The 21,791-nt window shown below is 66.2% G+C and carries 16 protein-coding genes; 10 read left to right on the plus strand and 6 right to left on the minus strand.

Annotation, left to right across the window (positions count from 1 at the left end; all coding sequences use genetic code 11):
- Window positions 1–15: 15 nt before the first annotated feature.
- The gene (locus Vau01_RS18445; RefSeq protein ID WP_203994065.1) at window positions 16–153 is read left to right on the plus strand and encodes a hypothetical protein; all 138 of its coding nucleotides are present in this window, start codon (window positions 16–18) and stop codon (window positions 151–153) included.
- 124 nt (window positions 154–277) lie between these two features.
- On the opposite strand, the gene Vau01_RS18450 is transcribed toward Vau01_RS18445, so the two are convergent.
- From Vau01_RS18450 to Vau01_RS18465, 4 genes are all read right to left on the minus strand, one after another.
- On the minus strand, window positions 278–697 hold the full coding sequence (locus Vau01_RS18450) for a DUF4913 domain-containing protein (protein ID WP_203994070.1): 420 nt from the start codon (window positions 695–697) through the stop codon (window positions 278–280).
- Window positions 694–1,536 (minus strand): hypothetical protein, encoded by an 843-nt coding sequence (locus tag Vau01_RS18455; protein WP_203994072.1) that lies wholly within the window; start codon window positions 1,534–1,536, stop codon window positions 694–696. The genes Vau01_RS18450 and Vau01_RS18455 overlap by 4 nt, the downstream gene beginning before the upstream one ends.
- Window positions 1,537–1,609: 73 nt before the next feature.
- Window positions 1,610–2,953 (minus strand): hypothetical protein, encoded by a 1,344-nt coding sequence (locus Vau01_RS18460; protein WP_203994075.1) that lies wholly within the window; start codon window positions 2,951–2,953, stop codon window positions 1,610–1,612.
- A gap of 18 nt (window positions 2,954–2,971) precedes the next feature.
- A complete protein-coding gene (locus Vau01_RS18465; RefSeq protein ID WP_203994078.1) occupies window positions 2,972–4,549 on the minus strand; it encodes a ParB/RepB/Spo0J family partition protein in 1,578 nt (525 codons plus the stop codon).
- A 358-nt stretch (window positions 4,550–4,907) separates the two neighbouring features.
- On the opposite strand from Vau01_RS18465, the gene Vau01_RS18470 reads away from it, so the two are divergent.
- The 6 genes from Vau01_RS18470 (at window position 4,908) to Vau01_RS18495 (ending at window position 13,554) form a co-directional block, all read left to right on the plus strand.
- A complete protein-coding gene (locus Vau01_RS18470; protein ID WP_203994081.1) occupies window positions 4,908–5,345 on the plus strand; it encodes a hypothetical protein in 438 nt (145 codons plus the stop codon).
- Window positions 5,342–6,775 (plus strand): relaxase/mobilization nuclease domain-containing protein, encoded by a 1,434-nt coding sequence (locus tag Vau01_RS18475; protein WP_203994084.1) that lies wholly within the window; start codon window positions 5,342–5,344, stop codon window positions 6,773–6,775. The genes Vau01_RS18470 and Vau01_RS18475 overlap by 4 nt, the downstream gene beginning before the upstream one ends.
- Before the next feature lie 621 nt (window positions 6,776–7,396).
- Complete coding sequence (locus tag Vau01_RS18480) at window positions 7,397–7,615, plus strand: helix-turn-helix transcriptional regulator (RefSeq protein ID WP_203994087.1); 219 nt, start codon at window positions 7,397–7,399, stop codon at window positions 7,613–7,615.
- A gap of 1,019 nt (window positions 7,616–8,634) precedes the next feature.
- The gene (locus Vau01_RS18485; RefSeq protein WP_203994090.1) at window positions 8,635–9,873 is read left to right on the plus strand and encodes a phosphoribosyltransferase-like protein; all 1,239 of its coding nucleotides are present in this window, start codon (window positions 8,635–8,637) and stop codon (window positions 9,871–9,873) included.
- 232 nt (window positions 9,874–10,105) lie between these two features.
- Window positions 10,106–11,242, plus strand: a complete 1,137-nt coding sequence (locus Vau01_RS18490) for a reverse transcriptase family protein (RefSeq protein ID WP_203994093.1) — start codon at window positions 10,106–10,108, stop codon at window positions 11,240–11,242.
- Window positions 11,243–11,721: 479 nt separating this feature from the next.
- Window positions 11,722–13,554 (plus strand): hypothetical protein, encoded by a 1,833-nt coding sequence (locus tag Vau01_RS18495; RefSeq protein WP_203994095.1) that lies wholly within the window; start codon window positions 11,722–11,724, stop codon window positions 13,552–13,554.
- Between the two features lie 136 nt (window positions 13,555–13,690).
- Here the strand turns inward: Vau01_RS18495 and Vau01_RS18500 are convergent, their stop codons facing one another.
- A complete protein-coding gene (locus Vau01_RS18500) occupies window positions 13,691–14,329 on the minus strand; it encodes a hypothetical protein (protein ID WP_203994098.1) in 639 nt (212 codons plus the stop codon).
- Between the two features lie 478 nt (window positions 14,330–14,807).
- Here Vau01_RS18500 and Vau01_RS18505 point away from each other — a divergent pair, with 478 nt between their 5' ends.
- The 3 genes from Vau01_RS18505 to Vau01_RS18515 all read left to right on the plus strand — a co-directional run bounded on the left by Vau01_RS18505 (window position 14,808) and on the right by Vau01_RS18515 (window position 18,628).
- Window positions 14,808–15,377: a phosphoribosylaminoimidazolesuccinocarboxamide synthase gene (locus tag Vau01_RS18505; RefSeq protein WP_203994101.1), complete on the plus strand. Its 570-nt coding sequence runs from the start codon at window positions 14,808–14,810 to the stop codon at window positions 15,375–15,377.
- A gap of 349 nt (window positions 15,378–15,726) precedes the next feature.
- Window positions 15,727–17,685, plus strand: a complete 1,959-nt coding sequence (locus Vau01_RS18510; RefSeq protein ID WP_203994104.1) for a hypothetical protein — start codon at window positions 15,727–15,729, stop codon at window positions 17,683–17,685.
- A complete protein-coding gene (locus Vau01_RS18515; RefSeq protein ID WP_373320268.1) occupies window positions 17,678–18,628 on the plus strand; it encodes a ComEC/Rec2 family competence protein in 951 nt (316 codons plus the stop codon). Before Vau01_RS18510 ends, Vau01_RS18515 begins: the two co-directional genes overlap by 8 nt.
- A gap of 358 nt (window positions 18,629–18,986) precedes the next feature.
- Here Vau01_RS18515 and Vau01_RS18520 read toward each other — a convergent pair.
- A partial coding sequence (locus tag Vau01_RS18520; protein ID WP_203994109.1) for a hypothetical protein occupies window positions 18,987–21,791 on the minus strand: 2,805 nt, incomplete at its 5' end.

Raw genomic sequence — 21,791 nt, forward strand, 5'->3', positions numbered from 1 at the left:
TCGAGGAGGGGCGCCATGCACAACAACGAAATCGACCGGACCGAAAAAGCTGATCGACGAACTCAGACGATCATCGCCATCGCCGCACTGCTCTCAGCCGTCGCTGCAGTAATCACCGCATGCGGCGGTTGCGCGGGATGGTTCATCAGCTAGGCGGTCACGAGCGTTGACCGACTCGGATTACGTCGTCGTTCGAGCCTGTGGGGGCCAGGTGCCGCCACAGGCGATCTTTTGATAATGACGGCCAAGTCATCCGCGCAGTCAAGCGTCCCTGAACTCAGTCCTCCGGCGGATGCCACCAGCCGTCAGGTGCCAGATCGGCGGCCGGGACGGGTTGGTCCGTGTGGCGGGCTTCGCGGTCACCGTCGGCTGAGCGGCATTGGCGGAAGGTGCCGTCCGAGCCGAGGAGTTCGCGGAGATGGCGGTCGACTTCGAGCGACCAGGCGGACATGCCGGTTGGTTGCAGGCGGTGAGCTTCCCAGGAACGCCACAGGAGTTCCAGACGCCAGACGGCCTCGGCGTGGCGCCACCACTGCGCACACCAGCGCCAGGTGTGATCGTCGACGCGCCAGCCAAAGGTGGGCAGGAACATCAGATGGACCCAGATCTCGGCGTCGGGATACCGGAGCTCGAGTGCGGCGGCCTGATCGGCCTGGCCGTTGTCAGCGGCCGGCGGTTCGTGATCGGGCGTGGTCATCGCGTCCTCCGGTGGATCGGATTCGCGGCGCGCGCCCGGGCGGGCATCGCGGCCGGGTGGGCGGTAAGCACGCGGCGGGCCGGAACGGGAAAGGACTCGGCGGCGACCTGCGCCGCCGTCCGCCCGGGTCCGTCTGGTGCAGCCGCCGGCGCATGCCGGTCCAGAAGCGTCTCGATGTGGTCGATCGATTCGGTGGACCAGCCGGCGTCCTCCAGGTTGCGCACCAACCGGCTCCGCTCGATCGGTCCGGCCGTACGGGCGAGGTCGGCCAGGGCGGTCTCGAGTTCCTCGCTGAGTCGAGGTAGAGCGCCGGCGGTCGGTGGGCGTCCGCCGTGGGGACGCGCGGGGCCGTCGCCGCGCCAGGTGTAGCGGACGGCGTTGGTCATCGCCTCGGCACGCGAGGTGCCGTCGGCGCGCTGCTGGTCGTAGAAGTTCATCAAGCCGGGCGCGCGTTGGCGGAGGTCAGCTTCGGCGGCCGCGAGAACGGTCGCGGCGACAGGGTCGGTGTCGGCGTACCGCAACTCGGCACCCCATTGACGCGCGAGTTCCTGGAACGGCAGACCGGCGAGATGGTCGCGCAGACGCTGCGGATCGCCGGCGAACCGGGCCCAGTCCCGGGCCTGTCGCTTCGAGAGGGCACCAGCCTCGCGTTGCGCCGTGGCGGCGCGGCGGGCGTCGTCGGCGAGCTTCGCGGCACGCTGCTCGGTGCGGCCGGCGGCTTGACGCTTGTTCTCGGCATGCAGTCGGGAGCCGGCTTCGACGAGGACGCCGAGGGCCATCAGGCGTTCCATCGCCTGGCGGGTGGCGTCGCTCCAGGGGTCGTGATGTTCGGCGTCCATGGCGGGTACGGTGCCGGCCGGGGGTTGCCGGCACCGTGGCGACAGGTTGACGCCGACGAGCTCAAGCAGCAGGTCAGGCGGCAGACGATCCGCTATCGGGGCCACGGCCGTTGCCGACGGCGGCCAGCACGGCCCGAACCGTCCGGTCCGACACCTGGACCCGCGCTGCGATCTCCTTCTGCGTCGCCGACGGCTCCGCCTGCCGGGCATCCAGCACCGCCCGCACCGTTGCCGACCCGACCCGGGGCACCCGAGGTACCGAATCGCCATCGTCCGACACCGGAACCCGAGACCCCGCGGTGGACGATCGACGACGGGATGCCAGTTCCGCCCTGACCGTATCCAGGTCCGCCTTGGTGCCAGTCGCTTCCGCCCGCGCATGTTCCGCTTCCGCAGCGAGTGCTTCCGCTTCCGCCTGCGCTACCGCGAGCGCTTCCGCCCCGGCCCGATGCGCTTCCACCCTTGCCGCTTCCGCCTCCGCGCAGACCCGAACGGCTTCCGCACGCGCATGGTCAGCGTCTTCGCGGCTCCGCGCGGCTTCCGCCAGGGCGAGTTCCGTCTCCGACCGTGCGCGTTCCGCTTCCGCACGAGCTGCTTCCGCGTCCGCGCGGGCGGAAGCAACCGCTTCCAGTTCCGCCGGCGTCGCCGGCCGGGTCCGTTCCGCCGCCCGCCACACCCGCTCCACCCGCGCCCGGGCCGCGTCGAGCACCGCGTCATCGGCGCGCATCGCCAACGACCGCAGCCGCATCTGACACCAGCCGCGCCGCCACCGCCACCGCCACGACGTCGAGTGAAGCCGGTGCGCCACCTTCGCCACCGCCCGCACCTGCCGCTCCCGGTCCACAGTGGACAGATCCGTCACTCCCGGCCGGGCAAGTCCAACGGCGACCAGAACCCGGCGAGGAGTCCACGTCCAACTGATCGCATCCGCCGGCCGCGCCACCCCGTCCCCCGCGAGACCGACCCACCACTGGTGCGCGACCAGCAGCGGCACCGCCAACCGCAGTCCCATCTCGACCGCGCTGTCGCCCGCCATGGCCGCGATCAGCCCGGCCACGACGGCGATCAACCACACCGCCCGCCCGTGCCGACCCGCCCGCCCACGCTCGGCGTGCGCCCGCTCGGCGCGAATCATCGCCGTGGCCATCATCGCCTCGAACAGGAAGAACCCGAACCCGGCGAACACCGGCGACAACCGCAGCTTCTGCGTGGCGACCTCCCACATCGCCTCTCCCGACCATGCGAACCCGACCAGGAACGACAACCGCGCGAGCCACCCGTCCGGCCGGCCGCTGCGCACCGCCCGCCACACCAGCCAGGCCAGCAGCGTCACGCACACGGCCAGGCCGCCGACGACGAGGGCCGGCGCGTGGTCGCGGCCCCAGGCCGCGACCACGCCGGCATCGAGGCCGGTCACCGCAGGACCGCCGGTCGCTCATTCAACGGGACGCGCATCAGCCCGGCCTTCCTGATCGACTGCCACGGACGCCCGCGAGGATGCGCCACCCCCGTTGACGGCACCGTCGACGGAGTCGTCCGCCACGCTTTCGTCAACCTCGTCGTCGATGCCCTCGTCAACGTCGTCCTCGTCGTCCTGCTGGTTTTGAACGAGCCCGGCCTCGATCTCCGCGCGGGCCTCGACCTCGGCGGCGGCCAACTCGTACCCGGCCTCGACCAGCCGGTCCAGCCACGCCATCGCGGCGGCAGGATCGCGCCGCCAGCCCGGCCCGTTGCGAGTCAGCATCGCCAGATTGTCCTCCTGACCGGCGATCCACCGCGCGACCAGCAACCGGCTCAACCGGTCCAGCTTCGCCTCGCCGGTGGCCCGGATGTCGCCACCGGCCAGAGCCTGCACCAGATCGGCGTCGCCACGGTCGACACGGTCCGGATCCTCGACCGCCGCCCGCACCGCCTCGACGAACAACACCTTCGCCGCCTTGGCCGTGCCGTACGTCTCGACCAGAAACCCGCGCCGGACCGTGGCCGCGTCATCGAGCGCGGCGATACGGGCCTGCTTCGCCTCATGCGCGGCCTCGGCAGCGGCGATCTGGTCCTTGGACCGGTAGCTGGTGTGAGTGGTTCGGACGTAGCCCCGCTCGGCCGGGTCGAGGCAGATCACCACCGCCTTCGGCGGGCTGATCGCCGTGTCGATGAACGCCGCGAACCCGTCCGACGCCTTCACCGCGTCCGGGTCCGGCGCCTCCCGGGTGACCGGGTCGATCAGATCCTCCGTACGGGCAGCGGCGCAGTTGTACGGCCAGCCCTTGGGCTTCGCCACCACCGTCACGCCGGCCGCTTCAAGTCCGGCCCGCAGGTCCCGGGTAGCTGCGGCGTCGGTGCGCTTGCGCCGCTCGTCGGCCATCCGGTGCTTGATCCCCCACGGAGTGGCCGCGTCCTGCAGAATCCGGGTGACCGCCTTCGGGTCGTCCTCGAACTCCGCCAGAGCCGCGACGTCCTCCAGCGACAACCGACCCGCGTCCGCATTCGCCTGCACCGCCGACGACATGCCACTCAGCCGCAATGTGGCCGCCACATGCGTCGTGGACTTCCCGACCCGGCGACCGATCTCGGCCGCGTCCAGGTCGAACGCCGCCAGCTGGGCGTAACCCGCCGCCCGTTCCATCACGGTCAACGGAATCCGCTGATCGGCGTCGTTCTCGACCAGCATCACCGCGACCTGATCGGCCGCCGCGTCGACCAGATCGGTCCGCACGAGGCCCGGCACCGTCGCCGGCCTACCGTCCGGCCACCGGCCGGAATCCAGGACCGCCGCAGCAGCCGCCGCACGCCGGTGCCCGGCGAGAATGCGGTAGCCCTCACCGTCCGGCAGCAACGTCAGCGCCTGGACGACGCCGTTCGCGGCGATGCTGGCCTCAAGCTCGGCCAGGTCGCCGAGATCGGTCCGCAGGTTTCCGGGATGCGACAGCAAGGATCTCGGATCGACGTGAACCAGAACCCCGCCCGTCGTCTTCGGAGCGGCAGTACGGGACTTGCGGGCGACAGAAGCAGGCATGACGAACCTCCTGGACGGCGCGCAGTGGCGCACCCGGAACCGGGGAAGAAAATGAGGAACGCGATTCGTGGGCCAGAGCGGGGGCGTCGCCTCATCCGCCGGCCGAACCAGGTCAAAGCGTATCAATCTTGATCGTGAAAATCAAGCATTTCCGCAGTTCAGAGGCCATTTGATCACTGCCCTCCGTGACAGGCTGAGGCGATGACGTGCAACGGCGGAAGCAAGTTGTAGTGTCCGGTTACCGGATCCGCCGACCGGGCGCGGTCGGCTCCACCGGCAACCGGGATCCGCTGACCCGGCGGGGTCAGCGGAAGGTCCGCAACGGAGCCGTCGACCCCCTCCGGCCACCGTCAATGCCATGGACACCGGACCGGACGACGGGATGTCGAGAGGCAGCGACCGGCGGCACCGGTTCCCCGGCCGGAAGTCGCGAATCAATCTGCGCTTCGACATGGACGAGCACCACGAGGTGGCCAGCGCCGCCATCCGGGCCGGACTCACTCCCAGCGGCTTCTGCGCCGACGTCTCGCTGGCCGCCGCCCGCGGCACAGCCCACGCCGCCCATCCGGTCGCCGGTCTCGACGTCACCTGGGCTGAACTCGCAGGCCTGCAACGCGACCTCTTCGCGGCTCGAACCGCAGCAACCGAACTCGGCGCCGCACTCGGACAGACCGCCGACGCGATCAACACCGTCGACCAGGCACCACCATGGCTCGGCGACGCCGTCAACCATGCCGAGCTCACGCTCGACCGGATCGACAGCGTTGTCGACCGCATCGATCAGCGGCTCCGGTGATCCCCACCGTCCACAAGCGGGGTCGCAACGTCCGCGGCCTGCTCGCCTACCTGTACGGACCCGGCCGCCACGAAGAACACCGCAACCCGCACATCATCGCCGCCTGGACCGGCCCGCAGCAGATCCCATGGCTGGAACCGACGTGCGGACCAACCGGCCGGCACGACATCGGTCGCCTCGCCCGTCTGCTCAACCAGCCCGTCAACGCCGCCGCCAACCCACCGGAACTGACCGTTTGGCACACCTCGGTCCGCAACCACGCCAGCGACCGCCCGCTGACCGACCAACAGTGGGCCCACATCGCTCGCGAGATCATGAACGCCGTCGGTCTCGCTCCACACGGCGACCCGAACGCAGTCCGCTGGGCCGCCATCCGTCACGCCGAAGACCACATCCACGTCGTTGCCACCCTCGTCCGCCAGGACGGCAAGACGGCGTGGGGCTGGAACGAGAAGTACAAGGCCCAAGCGGCCGCACGCCGCCTCGAACGCGAACTGGGCCTCCACCAGGTCGGGCCGGCCGACCACACCGCCCACCGCTATCCGGGGGCTGCCGAACAGAACAAGACCCGCCGCCTCGGCCACCGTGACGTTCCGCGCGACCGCCTCCGCCGCGAAGTTCGAACCGCCGCCGCGGCATCCGCCGGCGAAGCCGAATTCTTCGACCGACTGCGCAACGCCCGCATCCTCGTCCGGCTCCGGCACAGCACGATCGACGGGGGCGACATCACGGGCTACTCCGTCGGGTTACCCAGCCACCGCACCTCGACCGGCGACACCATCTGGTACGGCGGCGGCCGCCTCTCCCCTGACCTGACCCTCCCCCGGCTTCGCCACCGGTGGGGACGCCCGACTGCCGGTCCTGAACCACGCGTCGGTCGAGGCGCCGCCGTCCTCGGCTCTGCCCGAGACGCCATCCAGTCCGCGGGCAAGCACATGACGAACGTGGCTGACGCCAGCCCCGACCGAGCGGCCACGGTCGCAGTCCAATGCTCCGACGTCCTGGTCACACTCGCCCGAACCATCGAACGCGGACGCGTCGGGCCGCTGACGATGCTCTGCGATCAGTTCGACCATGCCGCCCGTACTGACGGCCGGCACAGGCCCGCGCATTCCGTCGCCGGCGGCGATCTCCGCTCGTCCGCACGGCTCATCGCCACGCTGAACCACATCGACACGACGCGCGACGCACGGCTCCTGCTGGACCTGCTCCAGGCCATGGCGACGTTCGCCGACACCCTCGCCAACCTGCGCCACGCCCAACGCCGACTGCATCAGGCACGGTCGGCGCTCTCGGCAGCAGCCGCTCTGCGCGCCGCCGCGACAAAGCTCGCATCTCAGCAGCCGCACCAGCTTCCGTTGCCGCTCACGATCGACCATCCGATCGCCACCGGAGCCCGGCCACCAACCATCCGAGCAGTTCGACGCTGACCGAATCTTGCCGACCCTGAACGCGTACACCGTCGCCGACGAGAGGATCACGACCCGGCCGAGGACTAACGCGCAGCTCGTGGACTTGGCACATCGAACACGTTCGCCGTCGGTCTGTTGCCCACGGACGGATCCGGCCTGTGCTATTCGACAACTCAGCATGCTGCCCTCGGCGGTCCGCGTCGACCATCACGCGCACGCCGCCCGCCCGGGTCGCTCGCCCGCCGGTACCTCGCTGACCGGAAGGATGCCCTGCACAACGGGCGGAGCCGGCAGGACTCACTGGGAGCCGTACCCGAAATTGCGCATCGACGACGGCGCCGTGCTCCTCAGCAACCTTGACGCGCCCGTCGCGGAGCTGTTCACAGCCGTCCCGACCGTAGTCGCTGTCGAAGCCGCAACCTCCGATAAGGCCCGACAAGACCTGACCGGCGCTGTGAGCCAGCGGCAACCTTTACGTCAACGGGTGGGGACCACGGTGGGCAGACAACCATCCTCAGCCAGACGGGTAAGCGAGATGTATTCCGATCCACATTGGCGTCGGCGTCTGCACACGCGGCAGGCAACGGTTGACCGGGTAGCCCCACGCACCGTGGCGCCCGCCCCTCACCGAGCGACGTCATGAAAGCTGCCCCGGTGCCAACCACCGAACCGGATCCGTTGCTGACGGTCGATCAAGTAGCACGCTGGCTCGGAAAGCCGAAAGCGACCCTGTACGCGTGGCGAACTCGCGGCCTCGGCCCCAGGGCGATTCGAGTCGGCAACGTACTGCGGTACCGCCGCAGCGAGGTCGAACGTTGGCTCGACGCTCACACCGACGACCGGGCGCAATCTCTATGATGGCCCGGTTTCCGAGTAGCGGTCAGTGCGACGCTGCCGCCGTTGTCAGTTCCGTGATGTCCGCGACCAGCCTCAACGAACTCCTAAACCGGAGCCTCGACTGGCACTCAGGGCCGCACGTAGGAGCTTGGGAGGTTAGGTGAGCCCTCGGGCACACACAGGATCCCACCCGCACTGTCGTGCCCGCATGCAGCCGCGGTTTCGCTGGCAAGGTTCCGAGGGGCATCCGCGTGTTGGTACGCGGTGGGGTGCGGTGGCCGGCGCTTCGCTCAGTCCATGTCGACGCTCATCGTCCAGTCTGACGGATCCTCGTGGGGGATGCGAACGCGGTAGGTCTTGCCGCCACCCTCGACCGTGACTGCCCAGTGGCCCTCAAGACGCTGGCACGGCGGCACGTCGCTGGTCCAATGATTCGTTGAGAGGTGACCGCGAGCCGGCACCTTGGTCGACGTTCTCAGCTCGGGGCCGGTGAGGTGGGTCGTCCATTGTCGGCGGAGGGTGTTGTCGGGTGTCGACCGTTGGGGCGGTGGTGTCGCTCGGTGGGTGATGCCGACGTGGCTGGCCGCATTGTCCTGCAAGTGAAGGAGTTGATGTTGCGCCTGCGGCGGGCCTCCAGAGCGGCGTGGAATAGTTCGCGGGGTTCGAACCAGGCGGGCCGAAGATTCCAGCATACGAAACCCCTTCGCGACGGTCGCGGGTTACAGTTCCCGCTTCCAATCGTCCGAGAGGGTCGATCTTGAGGACGTTGAGGTGATCCATGCCGGGCCGGTCATGAATCTGGCCGCCGCGCAGGTTCGAATCCTTCCGGGGGCACGTCACAGAACTGAAACAGCGCAGCGCGGTCGGACGATTACTGATCGTAGAAGCCAGTTTCGCAGTTGGATAACGGACGAGGACGCCCCGGCGCTCGCTGGGGCGTCCTCGCGTAAGTCCATGAACGTTGGCCAGAAGTGCCCAGTATCGCGGCGGGGCGGTCCGCCGCGCGTGCTGAACGGCGCGGCGTCCGTAGGCTTGCGGATGTGGCAGACGTCCAACCGAGCGAGACAAGCCGCGGGCGGCAGTGGCTAACGAACTTCGTCCCCGATGACGTGCCAATAGCTAGGACCCTGCTCGACGGACTGCGGGTCCTGTCCGAGGACGAATTCAGATCGGGGTTGACCCGGCTCCTGACCAGCGTCGTGGAAGAGAAGCTGAGCGACGGGCCTGTCGCGCTGTATCCTGTTCGGCCACCGCCGACCCCAAAGGCCGACGAGACTCCCGGGCCGCCAACCTATGTCGAGCCGAACCCGGCACGGCCGATCGAGCCCGACGCCGGAAGCGAGCTGATCGTTGCCAACATCATCACCGAGATCACCAAGACCTTCAAGAACCATCCGGTGCATGGAAGTCCCGATCTAGATACGCTCCGGTTGAGCCGGTGCCGCACTGCCCTATTCGTTGATGACTACTCCGGCACCGGACGCAGCGTGCGAAAGTTTCTCGCCGCATGGCAGCGGAATGCGACGATTCGCAGTTGGCGGTCGTACCACCTGCTCAGGTTTCACCTCGTGACCTACGCGTGGTCCCCGCGCGCCGAACAAGCCGTAGGTCAGCACGTCATGCTGGACGGTCCACCGCGTGCAGTCGAGTACGGACTGGACTTCGACAGCGCGCCGTGGGACGACGATGACCGAGTTCGTGTGCGACAGCTCTGCAAGACCTACGCCCTGAATACAAGCAAGGCTCTCGGCTACCGCAAAAGCGAAGGAACGTTGGCGATGGTGCATACAGCACCGAACAACCTGCCCAACATCCTGTTCGAGGGCAAGCGTCAGGACGGCGAGCCGTGGATCAGCTTCTTTCCCGAGGGCCACAGACGGCTGGCGCCCGTGCAGCAGTTGGAGTTGGGCGGATACCGTCCGCCCGGCCTGAGCCTTGCCTCCCTGGCGGCGCGCGCTGGCAACGAACGACTCGCCGAAGGCAAGCTTGTGGACCTGCCAAGGACGCAGCCACTCATGCTGGTCCTTGCCCAGATCAGTTGCGGTGTCCGTCGCCCGGACCATCTGACCCTAGAACTTTCACTGTCGTCGTTCGAGGTCAGCAGCATTCTCAAGACGGCACGAGAACTGCAATTTGTCGATGACCACCTTCACCTCACCGACCGCGGCCACGAAGAACTCCGACACGCCCAGATGAGGCCACGACGGGTCACCCTCCACCTACAGGGTAGCGACGAGCCGTATTATCCTGTGACCTTGAGGGGGGCCGTTGACATCTAGAACCGTCGGAGCCGTCGGCTCCGACACAGGGGCGACGAGTCCGTTGCCGGCACCGTGGGTGCCGGCGTTGGTCAAGCCTGCGCTCGCGTCTGGAAACGCGTGGCGTGCCTTACCCTCGGGGTCTCGGCCGTCACACCACGCGGCACCCTCCGGGTGCATCCGAAGGTAGATGACTATCGGCCCCCCTCACCTGTATCGGCTGCACGGACGCGTGCGGCAACAGGATGAGCACATGCTCCAAGCCGCGATTGAACAGGCGGCCAGGGTCGAGCGACGCGGGCTCGCCCATGTCCTGACGCTGAATCACCTCGCTCACCGCACCGGGGCGCCATACCCGTATTTGCGAGAAATCGTCGAGCGTAAGCGCGACCCATATCACGTGTTTGAGATCCGTCGGCGCGTCGGGGGGAGCGGCCGGGTCATCTCATCACCCGATCCGACGCTCATGCACGTCCAACGCTGGATTCTCAGCCGGATCCTCAACCACGTTCCGGTCCATCCGGCGAGTTTCGCATACCGGACCGGTTTCTCCATCCGCGCATGTGCTTCGCAGCATCTCGGTGCCGACTGGCTCGTCAAGCTCGACCTGCACAACTTCTTCCACACCATCGACGAGCGGCAGGTCTACCAAGTCATCCGGCAGGCGGGCTACACGCGCCTTGTTGCATTGGAGATCGCTCGACTATGTACGCGGCAATCAACCGGAACCTTTCCGGGCTCGCGTCGCTTCCATGCCATGCGCATCCACGACCGCGTAATCGCGAACTACACCACGAACTGTCTCGGCTTCCTTCCGCAAGGCGCCCCGACGAGCGGCGCCCTCGCCAACCTGGTCGCGCGTCCGCTCGATGATCGACTCACGGCGATCGCCGATGATCACCAGCTCGTCTACACCCGCTACGCCGACGACATCGTGTTGTCGGGGCTCGGCCCGTTCAACCGGGCACACGCGGCTAGCATCATCCGTTTGGCCGGTACGGCGATACGGGAATCCGGTTTCGAGCCACATGACGGCAAGACACGCGTCGTCCCACCGGGAGCCCGCCGAATCGTCCTTGGGCTGCTCATCGACGGCGAACGGCTCCGAGTTCCGCGCGACACTCGATCCCGCATCGAGGCACACGTCTACGGGGCCGAGCGGTTCGGGCTGGTACACCACCAGATCAACCGCAAGTTCGCCTCCGCCCTAGGGCTGGTGCGCTACGTTGACGGACTCCTTGCGTTCGCTCACGACGTCGATCCCACGTGGGCTACACCGTGGTGGGAGCGGTGGCGCCGCCTTGTACTCGATCAAGCAGCGGCTATCGCACCATTCGGGCCAGACAGCATTGTCCGAGCCCCGACCTCGGCCGATAGTCCGGACCAGTAGGGCGCCGCTGTTCGCCAGGAATGCTCCCGGTGCAGGTTGTCTCTGGCCAGGGGCATATAACAGATGCTGATCGTTAAGCCAGCTTCGACCTTGCGTAGACGTCGTGATGCCCCGGCCCGCGCCGGGGCATCACGACGTTATGGCCCGGCATAGATGGCATCGGGGGTGGCCGCCAAGCACTGCTAGATCACCGTCGGCAGAGGACGCGGGGCGTCCGGTCAGGACTAAACCTGTGGCGGTCGAGCAAGCGAACCCGCGCGGGTCGCGAAGTAGGAAAACAGCAGCTCAGCGCCAGGGGGCCCGTTCCCGAGATTACCGGTCTGTCTCTGGCCGGGGGGCGACGGGCCGGCGACCACCCTGATTGTGGTCCCGCCCAGGCCCCGCCCCATGCATGCGTGCTCCACCCACTGCGGAGACTTCCGCCCTGGGTGGAGCGGGTCGCTGCATAGTGTCGAGTGGGGGTCCACGATGATAGATGGATGTCGGACGACCTAACCGGGCTGGGCGCACGGGGTTTCGAGCGGATGTGCCAGGCACTCGCCTCCTATGCATTGGGGCCCGGGATCCAGGTGTTCGGCGACGGTCCGGACGGGGGGCGCGAAGCCAGCTTTCATGGTCGGCTGTCCTACCCGAGCAGCGAAGGGCCGTGGGACGGCTACGGTGTGCTGCAGGCCAAGTACAAGGACAAGGCCACGACAACCGGACACGACACCGCGTGGCTCCTTGGCCGAGTCAAGGCGGAGATGGACGCTTGGGTCGACCCGAACAAGCGACGGGTACGCGACGGGCGCTTGCCCGAGTATCTGATCTTTGCCACCAACGTCTCGTTGTCCGCGGTGCCGGCCAGTGGTGGCAAAGACCGCGTGGACAACTTGATAAGTTCGTATCTACAGCGGCTCCCGCTCAAGGACTGGCGGATCTGGGACGCCAATCAGATCACCACTTTCTTGGATTGCTACCCCAACGTGCGCCGGGCATTTGCTGCGTTGATCACCCCAAACGAGTTGATCGCCACCATGCACGACCGGCTAACCGCCCCACACCAGACCCGCGTCACGGTTGAGATGCCATCGAAGCGAATCCGGCCTGGTCAGCCGGGCAACGAGGCGGCTTTCCAGCCCGCATTTGACGCCGCTGGCGGCGCCGAGCGCCTTGGTGAGGCATTGGGCGAGGTCGATCAGACCGGCCCTGGTCTCGTGCAGCACTTCGACGGCGGCCCGGCAGGCGAGCCGGCGGTGCTTTGCGCGCTGATCGGCCACCCCGTGATCGCCGTGGCTCAGTCAGTCTGGAACGACCTGTGTGCCGCGGGCGCCAACGCGCCGAACGGCGGGGTCGTGGGTGTCGGCTATCCCGCCGCCGGCCAGGCCAGGCTGTCCTACCTCGGCCCGGACGCTGAGACCATCGACCTGGTCGGCGGGGCCTGGGGGCGGCCGAGTGGCGGCATTCGTCGTGGGCGCCTGCTACGGCGGCCGGGTCTCCACCCGCTGTGGCAACCGGAAATCGTTTTCGACAGCGAAGCGTCGAGGGACCAGGACATCTGGACGAACCGGACCAGCAAAATGGATCTTCGGCTTTGTGTCGCCACCCGTATCCCGCTGGTCGCCGACGGCTTGCGGGTGACCGAGAGTGGCCGGGACCGGATGCTGAAAGCCCTCGCCCGTACCGGGGTCACCGGTCTAGTTAATCGGCTCGCCATGCGATACGGCCTCGATCCAACCGCTTCCTGGCAGGAGACCGAAGAGCCGGAGGGGCACAATGACAGCCGATTCGCTGCCTACCAGATGTCGATAGCCGGTGACGCCGGTCGCCCTGCGCTCCGATCGGGCCTGTGGTTGACACTGCCCGACGGGCTCGCAACCGAAGTATCCACGGTGATGGACCTGCGGGTGGACTTCGACGCCATCCGCCCTGCGTCATCGACAGCGGTCATCGCCGCAGATCTTCGGCTTGGCCTGTCCGAATTGATTGAGTTCTTCTCCGTTGCATGGCACCTCACCACGATGATCCTGCCGTTGTCGGCAACCGAGGACCCGGTTGAGGTACCTCCGGCCGGTGCCCCCCGGCTTGAGCTATACATACAGAATGAGCGCCCAGACGCGAGCGGCGATCCCCGGGTGCTGCGGACGCTCGACATGATCGACCTTTCTGCGTTCGGGCGGACCCGCCGCAAACAGATCCGTCACCTCGCAGTGGCCGCGACCGCCCCGCTCGGCCTGCCACAGTCACAAGTCGACACTCTGGCGAGGCAGGCGATGGTCAGGATCGCAGAGGACTTCGGGTTCACCGGCATCCCGCTGACCACCTCGTCGTGATCTTCGCGCGACCGAACGGCCGGGTCATTCTCGCGTTGACCTGATGTACGGTGCCGAATGCGCCCGGATCAAGCATGAGCGGATGCGTCTGAATCATGCGCGGACCGCGACACGAAGGCGCCGCATCTAGTGCGTCTCATGCGCGTCGAGCGTGCTTGCGCCCGATAAGAGCCAACTCGGTGATCTTGGTTGCGTACGGGAACCCCCTAAACAGCGTGTCACCACCGTCTTCTACGAGGCAGGTTAGGCCCGCGATCAGTCGTGTCTGTAGATCCACCGGGGTAGCCTCCCAGGTTTCCTTTATCAAGGTGAAGTACCCCTCGTACGTGCCCGCGCCGCTGACGGCCCAACTGTCGACGACGGGAAAGATCCGCGGAAGCAGGAAATGGCAGAACTTCGAGGCAAACACCGGGGACCGGGACTGGGTCGGCTTCAGCCGCGCCACGATCTCGGGGAACCCTCGCACCTGCCCCCACGTGACTGCGGCGATGTCGTCGTCACGCACCGGGACGCACACCTGGTGCCATGCGGCGGCCAGGTCCTCCCGGTTGTCAAGCAGCCGCGCGGTCACCTCGGAATGCGGCACCGGCCGCAACGCCTTCCACGCGGCCAGCCGAGGCAGGAAGCCGGCCCACCAGTCGTCCAGGAACGCCCCATGCGGGTTCTCAGCGGCAAGCGTTCGGTAGTCGGCGTTGTGGAAATCCTTCCGCCACGTGGTCGTCGCCCGCCACCACTGTGCTCCGGCGACCAACTCGCTCATATCAATCGGTCTCACCTGCGCATCCTACGATCTGGCAAGGCTGGCAGAGGCGTTGGAAGCTGAGCGGCAGCTCACCACGCGGGCGTAGACGGTGGCGCCGCCCACCCCTCTCCGGCGATCACTGTGACCAACTCTGTACCGCGCCATATCCCCGGCTGCGGATGCATCTTGTGGCCGTTGGAAGCCGTGCCTCGCTGGCGGCCACCTCGATACCATGTCGCTTGACGGTCGGGTCGGGGCGGGGTGCAAACGCCGCACGTTGTCCCACAGGGGGCGGGCGGGCAAGCCACCAGCAGGCATCTGAACCGCTGCCGAGGGCTTCGGAGCCCACTGATGGCGCCAGCTCCGCTGCCGATCTACGCACCAGCAGGACCCACTCGGTGGACGGCAATCCGACGCGTCGTCGGGGGCTCCGCGGCGGCCCGCTCGTCGTGGCAAGATATCTCAGGCTTTCGGCTTGATCGACGGCCATTTGATCATGTGAGGAGAACGGATGCCGTCGCAGAGTGAACTTCGCGGCCGATCGATGCTCGTGCGTCGGCTAGATATGATCGAGATAGAATGTATCGCTCGATCATATCTAGCAGGTAGTGGCGTCATTCAGTATCGCTCCACTGGATCAGTATGCGGCATCTCGCTACCACCGGGACTCGCCGAAGGATCCCGCCTTCCTACACCAATTTTCACGCCCAAGAAGAAGATTACAACCGGGCCTAGTGAGCCAGTCACGTACGCCGAGATGGAAACAACCATAAGTCCCGATTTCGCAATGAAGTTGAAGGGCCTCACCTTGGCTGTCCTTGAACGCGCACGCCGCATCTGTGAACCGAGAGGAATTTTGGTTGCAGACACGAAACTAGAGTTTGGATTAGCCCAAGACGGACAGCTGGTGCTGGCGGACGAGTTACTAACACCCGACTCATCCCGATTTTGGAACGTCGAGAACTGGAACCCTGGCGGAAAGCAGGCGAGCTTTGGCAAGCAGCCCCTGCTGGACTGGCTGGTCGCGGTAGATTGGGATATGACGTACCCCCGGTCCGGAGATCCCAGACGAATTAGTTGAGGATATCCAACGTCGGTATATCGCTGCGTACGAGAAGATCACTGGCGAACAATGGAGCTGATGCGAACGCCACCGACCGAGCCCTCATGAAGGCTGACGGCTCATGACCTCGCAGCTGGCGAGGTGTGATCGTATACTTCGACCTGAGTGATGGCGGAGTACAATTTGCTATCGGTGCACGATAGTCCCTCTTTTCGGGATGCAGTGATGGTCGTGGAGACCACGACCTGCTCCAGTCCAGAAAGAACTTTCGTTCCTTATCTAACAGTGATCCGCTATCCATTCGACGAGCCGTACTGTTGGTAGCGGTAGTCGTCGCTGTCGGGAGAGCTCGCTGACCGGAGGTGTGATGGCTGACCATCTGGTGTCCCTACTGCTGGCCGGCGGTTCCGAGGTGAACGAGGGCGCGTACAACAACGTCGATGCCTGGTCGACGACGTTGCGGGGAGACGACGCCGATTCCCCCGGAGGACGGCTGGTCACCACTCATGAAGCGCTGCACGTAGTACTCAACGACACCACCGCCTACGGGATGGCTCTCGCCGGGTACGCGGTTCTTGCCCGCCATGCTGACAGCGGCTACGTCGCGGCGCTGCGCCAGCTCGTCGACGGGTGCCGCATCACGCACGAGGCATTCGCCACGTTCGGCAGCCTGTGGTTGGTCGGGGACGGTGACCTCGGTCTGCTCCGCGGATACTCCGACTACTGGGGTTGGTACCGCGACGCCAGCGACCTGGTCCCGCACCTGCCCGATCACGACCGTCGCAAGGAGTTGATGATCGAGGCGGCGATCCGGGTCTGTATGCAGTCGAACGGCCTCGCCCGGCTGTTGGAGGACGGCCTGTCTGCGGGGGCTTGGCATGCGCTGGGGGGCGCCGACCGACCCGATGACCGGTTCGGCCAACTGCACCAACGGGTCAGTGAAGGGTTCTGGCGAAAGGCCTGGGCGGAGTGCGAGGACGCGATCGCGAACTCCGCAGCGCTGGAAGCGCTGCGCGCGGCCGTGACCGATCCCGCGTTGCGCGTGGACACTTACGACGAGGAGTATGGCCCGGCGTGGCAGACCTGCTCGGAGCATCTGTTCCGCCGCGCGGCGGGGTTGCTCGCGCCGTCGACGACCCTGGCCTACGACGGGCACCGCGACCTGATTCAGCAGGTGATCGACGCCGCGGAAAGGATCGCCCCACAGACCACCGGCATACTCGCGCCCTCCACCGACGAACGCACCGTCGAAGACGAGGGCTACGAGATCCGGCCCCGAGAACGCCTGGTCATCCGAACCGTCCCGCGCGAAGTGCGCCTCGCCCAGCTGACGCACCTTAGTCAGACACACCGCCGCCGCCTGCTGTCCGCGTCGGGAGACGAAACCTACGTCTACTGCGCGGTGCGGCCCGCGTTCCGACTGCTCGAGCAGTTCCAGTTCACCGGACCGGACCGCAAGTGGCTCGACCGGCTCGGCGCCGAGCCGGTCGTAGCCACCCGTAGCGGCGATGCGGACTCAGGCCCCCTCGACATGATCGTGTTGGACACACCCGATCAGTTGGCCGGGATTATCAATGCCGCTACGGACAGGGTCGCGGTTTACGTAAACGTCTCGCTGCGGTGCTTCGCCGACCAGCGATGGTTAAAACGCTGGTCGGCACCACTACAGCGGGCTCGGCTGTCGTGCCTATTCGACCTGTCGCCGTTCGAGCAGTTCGCCCTGTGGCGGCGTGACGGCGACCGGGTCGCCTACGCTATCGGTGCCGTCGGCGACAATGGCCAAGCCCGTGCTAACGTCCTGGCCTTCCGGGTCGGCGACAACCGGATCCCGCTCCTGCTGCTGTGCAGCCCGGTCACCGGCCACGTACTTACCCGCTACCTGCGGGAACAGTTCGTAGAAGCGGTCGAGGACCCCGGCGTCCTCAACGACGACACCGATCTGGTGGTAAAAACGATCAGCCACCTGATGACCGAGGAAGCGTTCATCGACATCGATCGTGTCGAACAGCTGTCCGCTGGCAAGGCAAATGCTACTGGTCGACCGAAGAACGGCGTTTGGCGGACGCTGGTTCGGCTCGTCGGCTTTGACGGCGACCGAGTACTGGCCATCGTGCCGGCCTGGGACAGCGACACGGTCGTGCAAACTCCAAGTGCCGGGCTTCCCTTCACTGCGTTGATGGCGCTGGAGATGGATCAACGTCCGGTGCGGGGAACCGCCTGGGTCAACCTCGACGCGGACAGTGCCGAGGATCTCCGAATCGACGGCTTCATGATGTCAGGACCGCTGCCGACCGACGAATCCCTCGGTTTGACCAGCGATGCCTAGCCTCGCAGTGCTAGACGTCGGACATGGCAACTGCGCCGTTGTGGAGGACGACGGCATTGTCGTCGTCATCGACGCGCCACGCCGTGCCGGACTCCTGCAATTCCTCGACCAGCGCAGGATCACCACGGTATCGGCATTGTTCCTTTCACACGCCGACGCTGACCACATCGACGGCGCAGTTCCGCTGTTGATTGACGACCGGTATACCGTCGAGCAGGTTTACGTGAACCCTGACCCAGTCCGCAAGACTAAGGTGTGGGACGACCTAAAGGAAGCGCTCGGCACCGCCCGGCAGCGTGGTCTGACCGCCCTGCACACCGCCCTGAACTCCACCGACCCCGCAACCGTGACGCTGCGCTCCATAACGTTGGAGGTGGTCAGTCCTAGCCCGGAGATGGTTCTAAGCGGTCCAGGCAGCACGCTCGCCGGCCATACGCTGACCGCCAATACGAATTCAGCGGTCTTCCTCCTCAGCATTGACGGACAGAAACGCGCGCTGCTCGCCGCAGACCTCGACGCCGTCGGCCTCGACCTATTGGCCGCTGAAGGACGGGACCTTACTGCACCGGTGCTGGTTTTCCCGCATCACGGGGGCCGGCCTGGCCACGGTGACCCGGCGGCCTTTGCCGCAAAACTGTGTGCTCTAGTCAAACCGGAACAAGTCATCTTCTCCATGGGTCGCGGCACGTTCGACAACCCCCGACCAGAAATAGTCAACGCTGTCCGCCGTTCGACCGGAAAGGCGCATCTTGCTTGCACACAGCTGTCCAAACGGTGCGAGGCGAACCCGCACAACGCACGGCAGGAGTGTGCCGGGACAGTTGTAATTGACCTGCACACCGGCAACTGGCGGGATCCGCAAATAGAAACCCACCGCGCGTTCGTCGATACGATCGCCACTCCGATGTGTCGCCTAACTCCGGCAGGTCGACACCACAACTGAACGTTGTCGAAATCGACGTATGGTCCGGTTATCGCAGCCTTCACACAGCGAGGTTCGATGTTGTTCGCTGCCGAACAATAGCGGTATCAAGGCGGTCGAGGCAGCGAACGACAGCGGAAGGTGGTGCAGTCGACGTCGCCCCTGGGGCAAATAGCTGACGAGCTTGATCCGCATGCCCCAATCACGCCAATTGGGTATTGACGACTGCAGTTCTGTGACATGCCCTGCCGCAGAGACAAACCTGAACGGCATGATCCCCTCGCACCTACGATGAGCAGCGGCGACACGAGGCACGGGCTGCAGTTCCAGCGTCTACCTGCGTTGCAGGTTGGCGGTTCGGCATGCCTCAATCAGATCGTTAGCCGCTCCGGTCGAACCGATACAGACCGCGATTGCTTGACAGGTAGAGGCCGTCGCCACCCGGGATGGCGGCAGCTTCATAGATCGTGGCGTTGACACGCATAGCGCTGTGCGGTTCACCGTCGGCAGTCCAGACGCGGAACTTTCCGTCGCTGCTCCAGAACGAGAGCCAGCGTCCGGTGGGATCGGCGACCAGCCGTCCGAAATCGCTTCGAGATCCAGTCTCCAGGGTGCGCCGATGTCCCGCATCGGGATGCCACAGAACCACCCGTTGCCCGCCTAAGTCGGATCCGAGAGTGGCGATCCAATCGCCCCTGGGCGAGATGAGTACCTGGTCCAGCCCTTGATGACATCCGGTATCGAGAGCCATGCATTCGGTCGCGGCTGTGGCGTCCCAGACACGTAGGATCGGATCGCGAGGGCTGGAGTCGTAAGTGTCATACGGTACGTCACCGATTGTCGCGAATCTGCCGCCAGGCCCGACGGCAATCTGTCGCACGCCTCTTGGGTGCGCGCTGTCGATGGTTAGCTGGGGCGCTCCGGTGGTGACGTCCCAGATCCGTACGGTGCGGTCCACGCGGGCTTGATGCCTTGAGTCGTTGACGCCTTGGCCGACGGTGGCGAACCAGCCTCCACCGGGGTCGACGGCGATCTGTCGCACTCCGTGCGGATGACCTGTGTCTACCGAGAGTAGTTGCCTGCCGGTGGCGGTGTTCCAGAGGCGGACGTTGTCGGGCGGCGGGATGGCAGTGAACACCAGCGCCGCTAGCCAGCTCCCATCCGGGGCTATGGCAAGACTTCTGATGAAGACAGCACGGTCTCCGACGTCGAGACTCAGACGCTGGGCGCCAGTGTCGAATTCCCAGATCTGCACCGTCTTGTCTTCGACGTGGCCATGTGTCGCGATCCACGTTCCAGCGGGATCGACGTACACCAACGGATTTCCGATTCGGCGGTGCGTGTCGAAGGTAGCTCGCGGCAACCCGGTCGCCGAGTCCAGAATCCGAACGCTGCCGTCGGAGGCACCGACCGCGAGCCAGTCGCCATTTGGCGCGGATGCCATAGTCAGAGCCTCATCGAGACGGCCTTGTTCTGACGCGGCCTCAGTGGCGAGTGCAGCCTCGACGGCCCATACCCGCACCAGCGCGTCGCCCCCATCTACGAATAGCCGGAATCCACCGGTGATGATGTGTCGGCTGTCCGGCGTGAAAAGTAACGTGCCCACGCCGCTGCGATGACCCGTGCCGATCGTGCCGAGAAGTTCGCCGGCGGCCACGTCCCAGAGCCGGACGACGCCGTCGCCCGCATCTCGCCGATAGTCGTAGTCGAAGTCGTACTCGGCGGTGGCGAGCCAACGACCGTCCGGCGACACGGCGAACAGGCCAGCACCACGCGGGTGGCCGGTATCGATTGAACGGAGGGGCGCCCATGTGGTGCCGTCCCAAATGTCGACCCGCGCATCATCTGGAGTTCCGAGGCGGGTCGTAGCGATCCAAGCCCCGTCCGGCGGCGCGATCAACTTGTCGTAAACGTACGGCTGAGGGGTCTCGACGTTCCGCAGGGTCCATGTTTCGGTGTCCCAGACTCGCAGGCACCCCTCACGGCCGGCAACGGCCACGGCGAGCCATCTGCCGTCTGGCGTGACCGCCATTCTCCGTATCGACTGCCCGGCATCCAGCTCAACAGAGCGGGGCAACGCACCTGCGGGGCTGTTCCGGACGCCGATGGTGTTACCGCGCCCGCTGGTGCCCTGAACCGTCGCAATCCAAGTTCCATCTGGGGCAATCACAGTCTGGGGCTTGCGATGGTCGGGACTTGCGTTGAGCGTCCACAGCGTCGTCCAGGTGCGAGTTTCCCAGACCTGCACCATTGGGTCCTCATCGACACGGCCGACCGTTGCGATGCGGTCTCCGCCCGCCAGCATCTTCAGCTCCCAGATGCCTTTTCGATGTTCGGTGACCAGTTCCTGTCGCAACTCACCGGAGTCTACGTCCCACACGCACACGACGGGATCACGTTCGGTTACGCTACGAGCCGTAGCGATCCAACGACCGTCCGGTGCAAACGCCATGGACATCTGGCCGTATCGGTCGCTGCCGAACGACTGCCGCCGAATGCCGGTTTCCATGTCCCAGACATGCACCTGCCCGCCCGCCGTACGCGTGGCGAGCAGGGCGCCGCCAGCGCCGCAGGCAATTCCGATCGCTTGGCTTGCGTCGGGCATCGTGAGCGTGCGCCTCAATGCTTGATGTGACTCGTCGGAGGGCCGCCATCGGTTTAGCAGCCGTGGGCGGGGAGTCCGTATGTAGAACTGGTGGGCAAGGCCGGCGAGCTCAGGGACGATCTCCAGCCGATCAGCGAGGATGTCGCCCAACGCGTCGGCCGGCTGGATGGGCTCGAATAGGTGTGCATTGCGGCGCACCACCGTGGCGAGTGCCCGAGCGACGGGTGTATTCACCTGGGTCAAGTCCGCTTCTAGGGCCGCAGCGCCGCCCCGCTGTAGGCGTCCGGAGGCCCAGCGCAGGTCACTAACGAGCTGTTCGGCCTCAGCGCTTCGACCCGCCGCCATAAGGTGGTGGACGAGGTTGGTCCACAGATAGGTGTGGCGAGGCGGCAAATTCCACCAATCCGCAGACCCGAGGAGGCTTCGAGCCGCTTCGACCAAAGCTTCGTTGAGCGACCGCAGCCGTTCGGCGCCGGCGAGCGTCCGCAAGTGTTGCCGAAAAACCTCATGAATCCGAATCGTTGATGGGTCGTGACGCATCTCGCTGATCAGCGACGCGTCAAACAGCACCTCGCAGAG

The organism is Virgisporangium aurantiacum (assembly GCF_016863635.1).
Taxonomy (GTDB): domain Bacteria; phylum Actinomycetota; class Actinomycetes; order Mycobacteriales; family Micromonosporaceae; genus Virgisporangium; species Virgisporangium aurantiacum.

Coding starts and splice junctions, on each gene's coding strand:
- Vau01_RS18445 (WP_203994065.1), top strand. CDS start 16: ATGCACAACAACGAAATCGACCGGACCGAAAAAGCTGATCGACGAACT.
- Vau01_RS18450 (WP_203994070.1), bottom strand. CDS start 697: ATGACCACGCCCGATCACGAACCGCCGGCCGCTGACAACGGCCAGGCC.
- Vau01_RS18455 (WP_203994072.1), bottom strand. CDS start 1,536: ATGGACGCCGAACATCACGACCCCTGGAGCGACGCCACCCGCCAGGCG.
- Vau01_RS18465 (WP_203994078.1), bottom strand. CDS start 4,549: ATGCCTGCTTCTGTCGCCCGCAAGTCCCGTACTGCCGCTCCGAAGACG.
- Vau01_RS18470 (WP_203994081.1), top strand. CDS start 4,908: ATGGACACCGGACCGGACGACGGGATGTCGAGAGGCAGCGACCGGCGG.
- Vau01_RS18480 (WP_203994087.1), top strand. CDS start 7,397: ATGAAAGCTGCCCCGGTGCCAACCACCGAACCGGATCCGTTGCTGACG.
- Vau01_RS18490 (WP_203994093.1), top strand. CDS start 10,106: ATGCTCCAAGCCGCGATTGAACAGGCGGCCAGGGTCGAGCGACGCGGG.
- Vau01_RS18495 (WP_203994095.1), top strand. CDS start 11,722: ATGTCGGACGACCTAACCGGGCTGGGCGCACGGGGTTTCGAGCGGATG.
- Vau01_RS18505 (WP_203994101.1), top strand. CDS start 14,808: ATGCCGTCGCAGAGTGAACTTCGCGGCCGATCGATGCTCGTGCGTCGG.
- Vau01_RS18510 (WP_203994104.1), top strand. CDS start 15,727: ATGGCTGACCATCTGGTGTCCCTACTGCTGGCCGGCGGTTCCGAGGTG.
- Vau01_RS18515 (WP_373320268.1), top strand. CDS start 17,678: ATGCCTAGCCTCGCAGTGCTAGACGTCGGACATGGCAACTGCGCCGTT.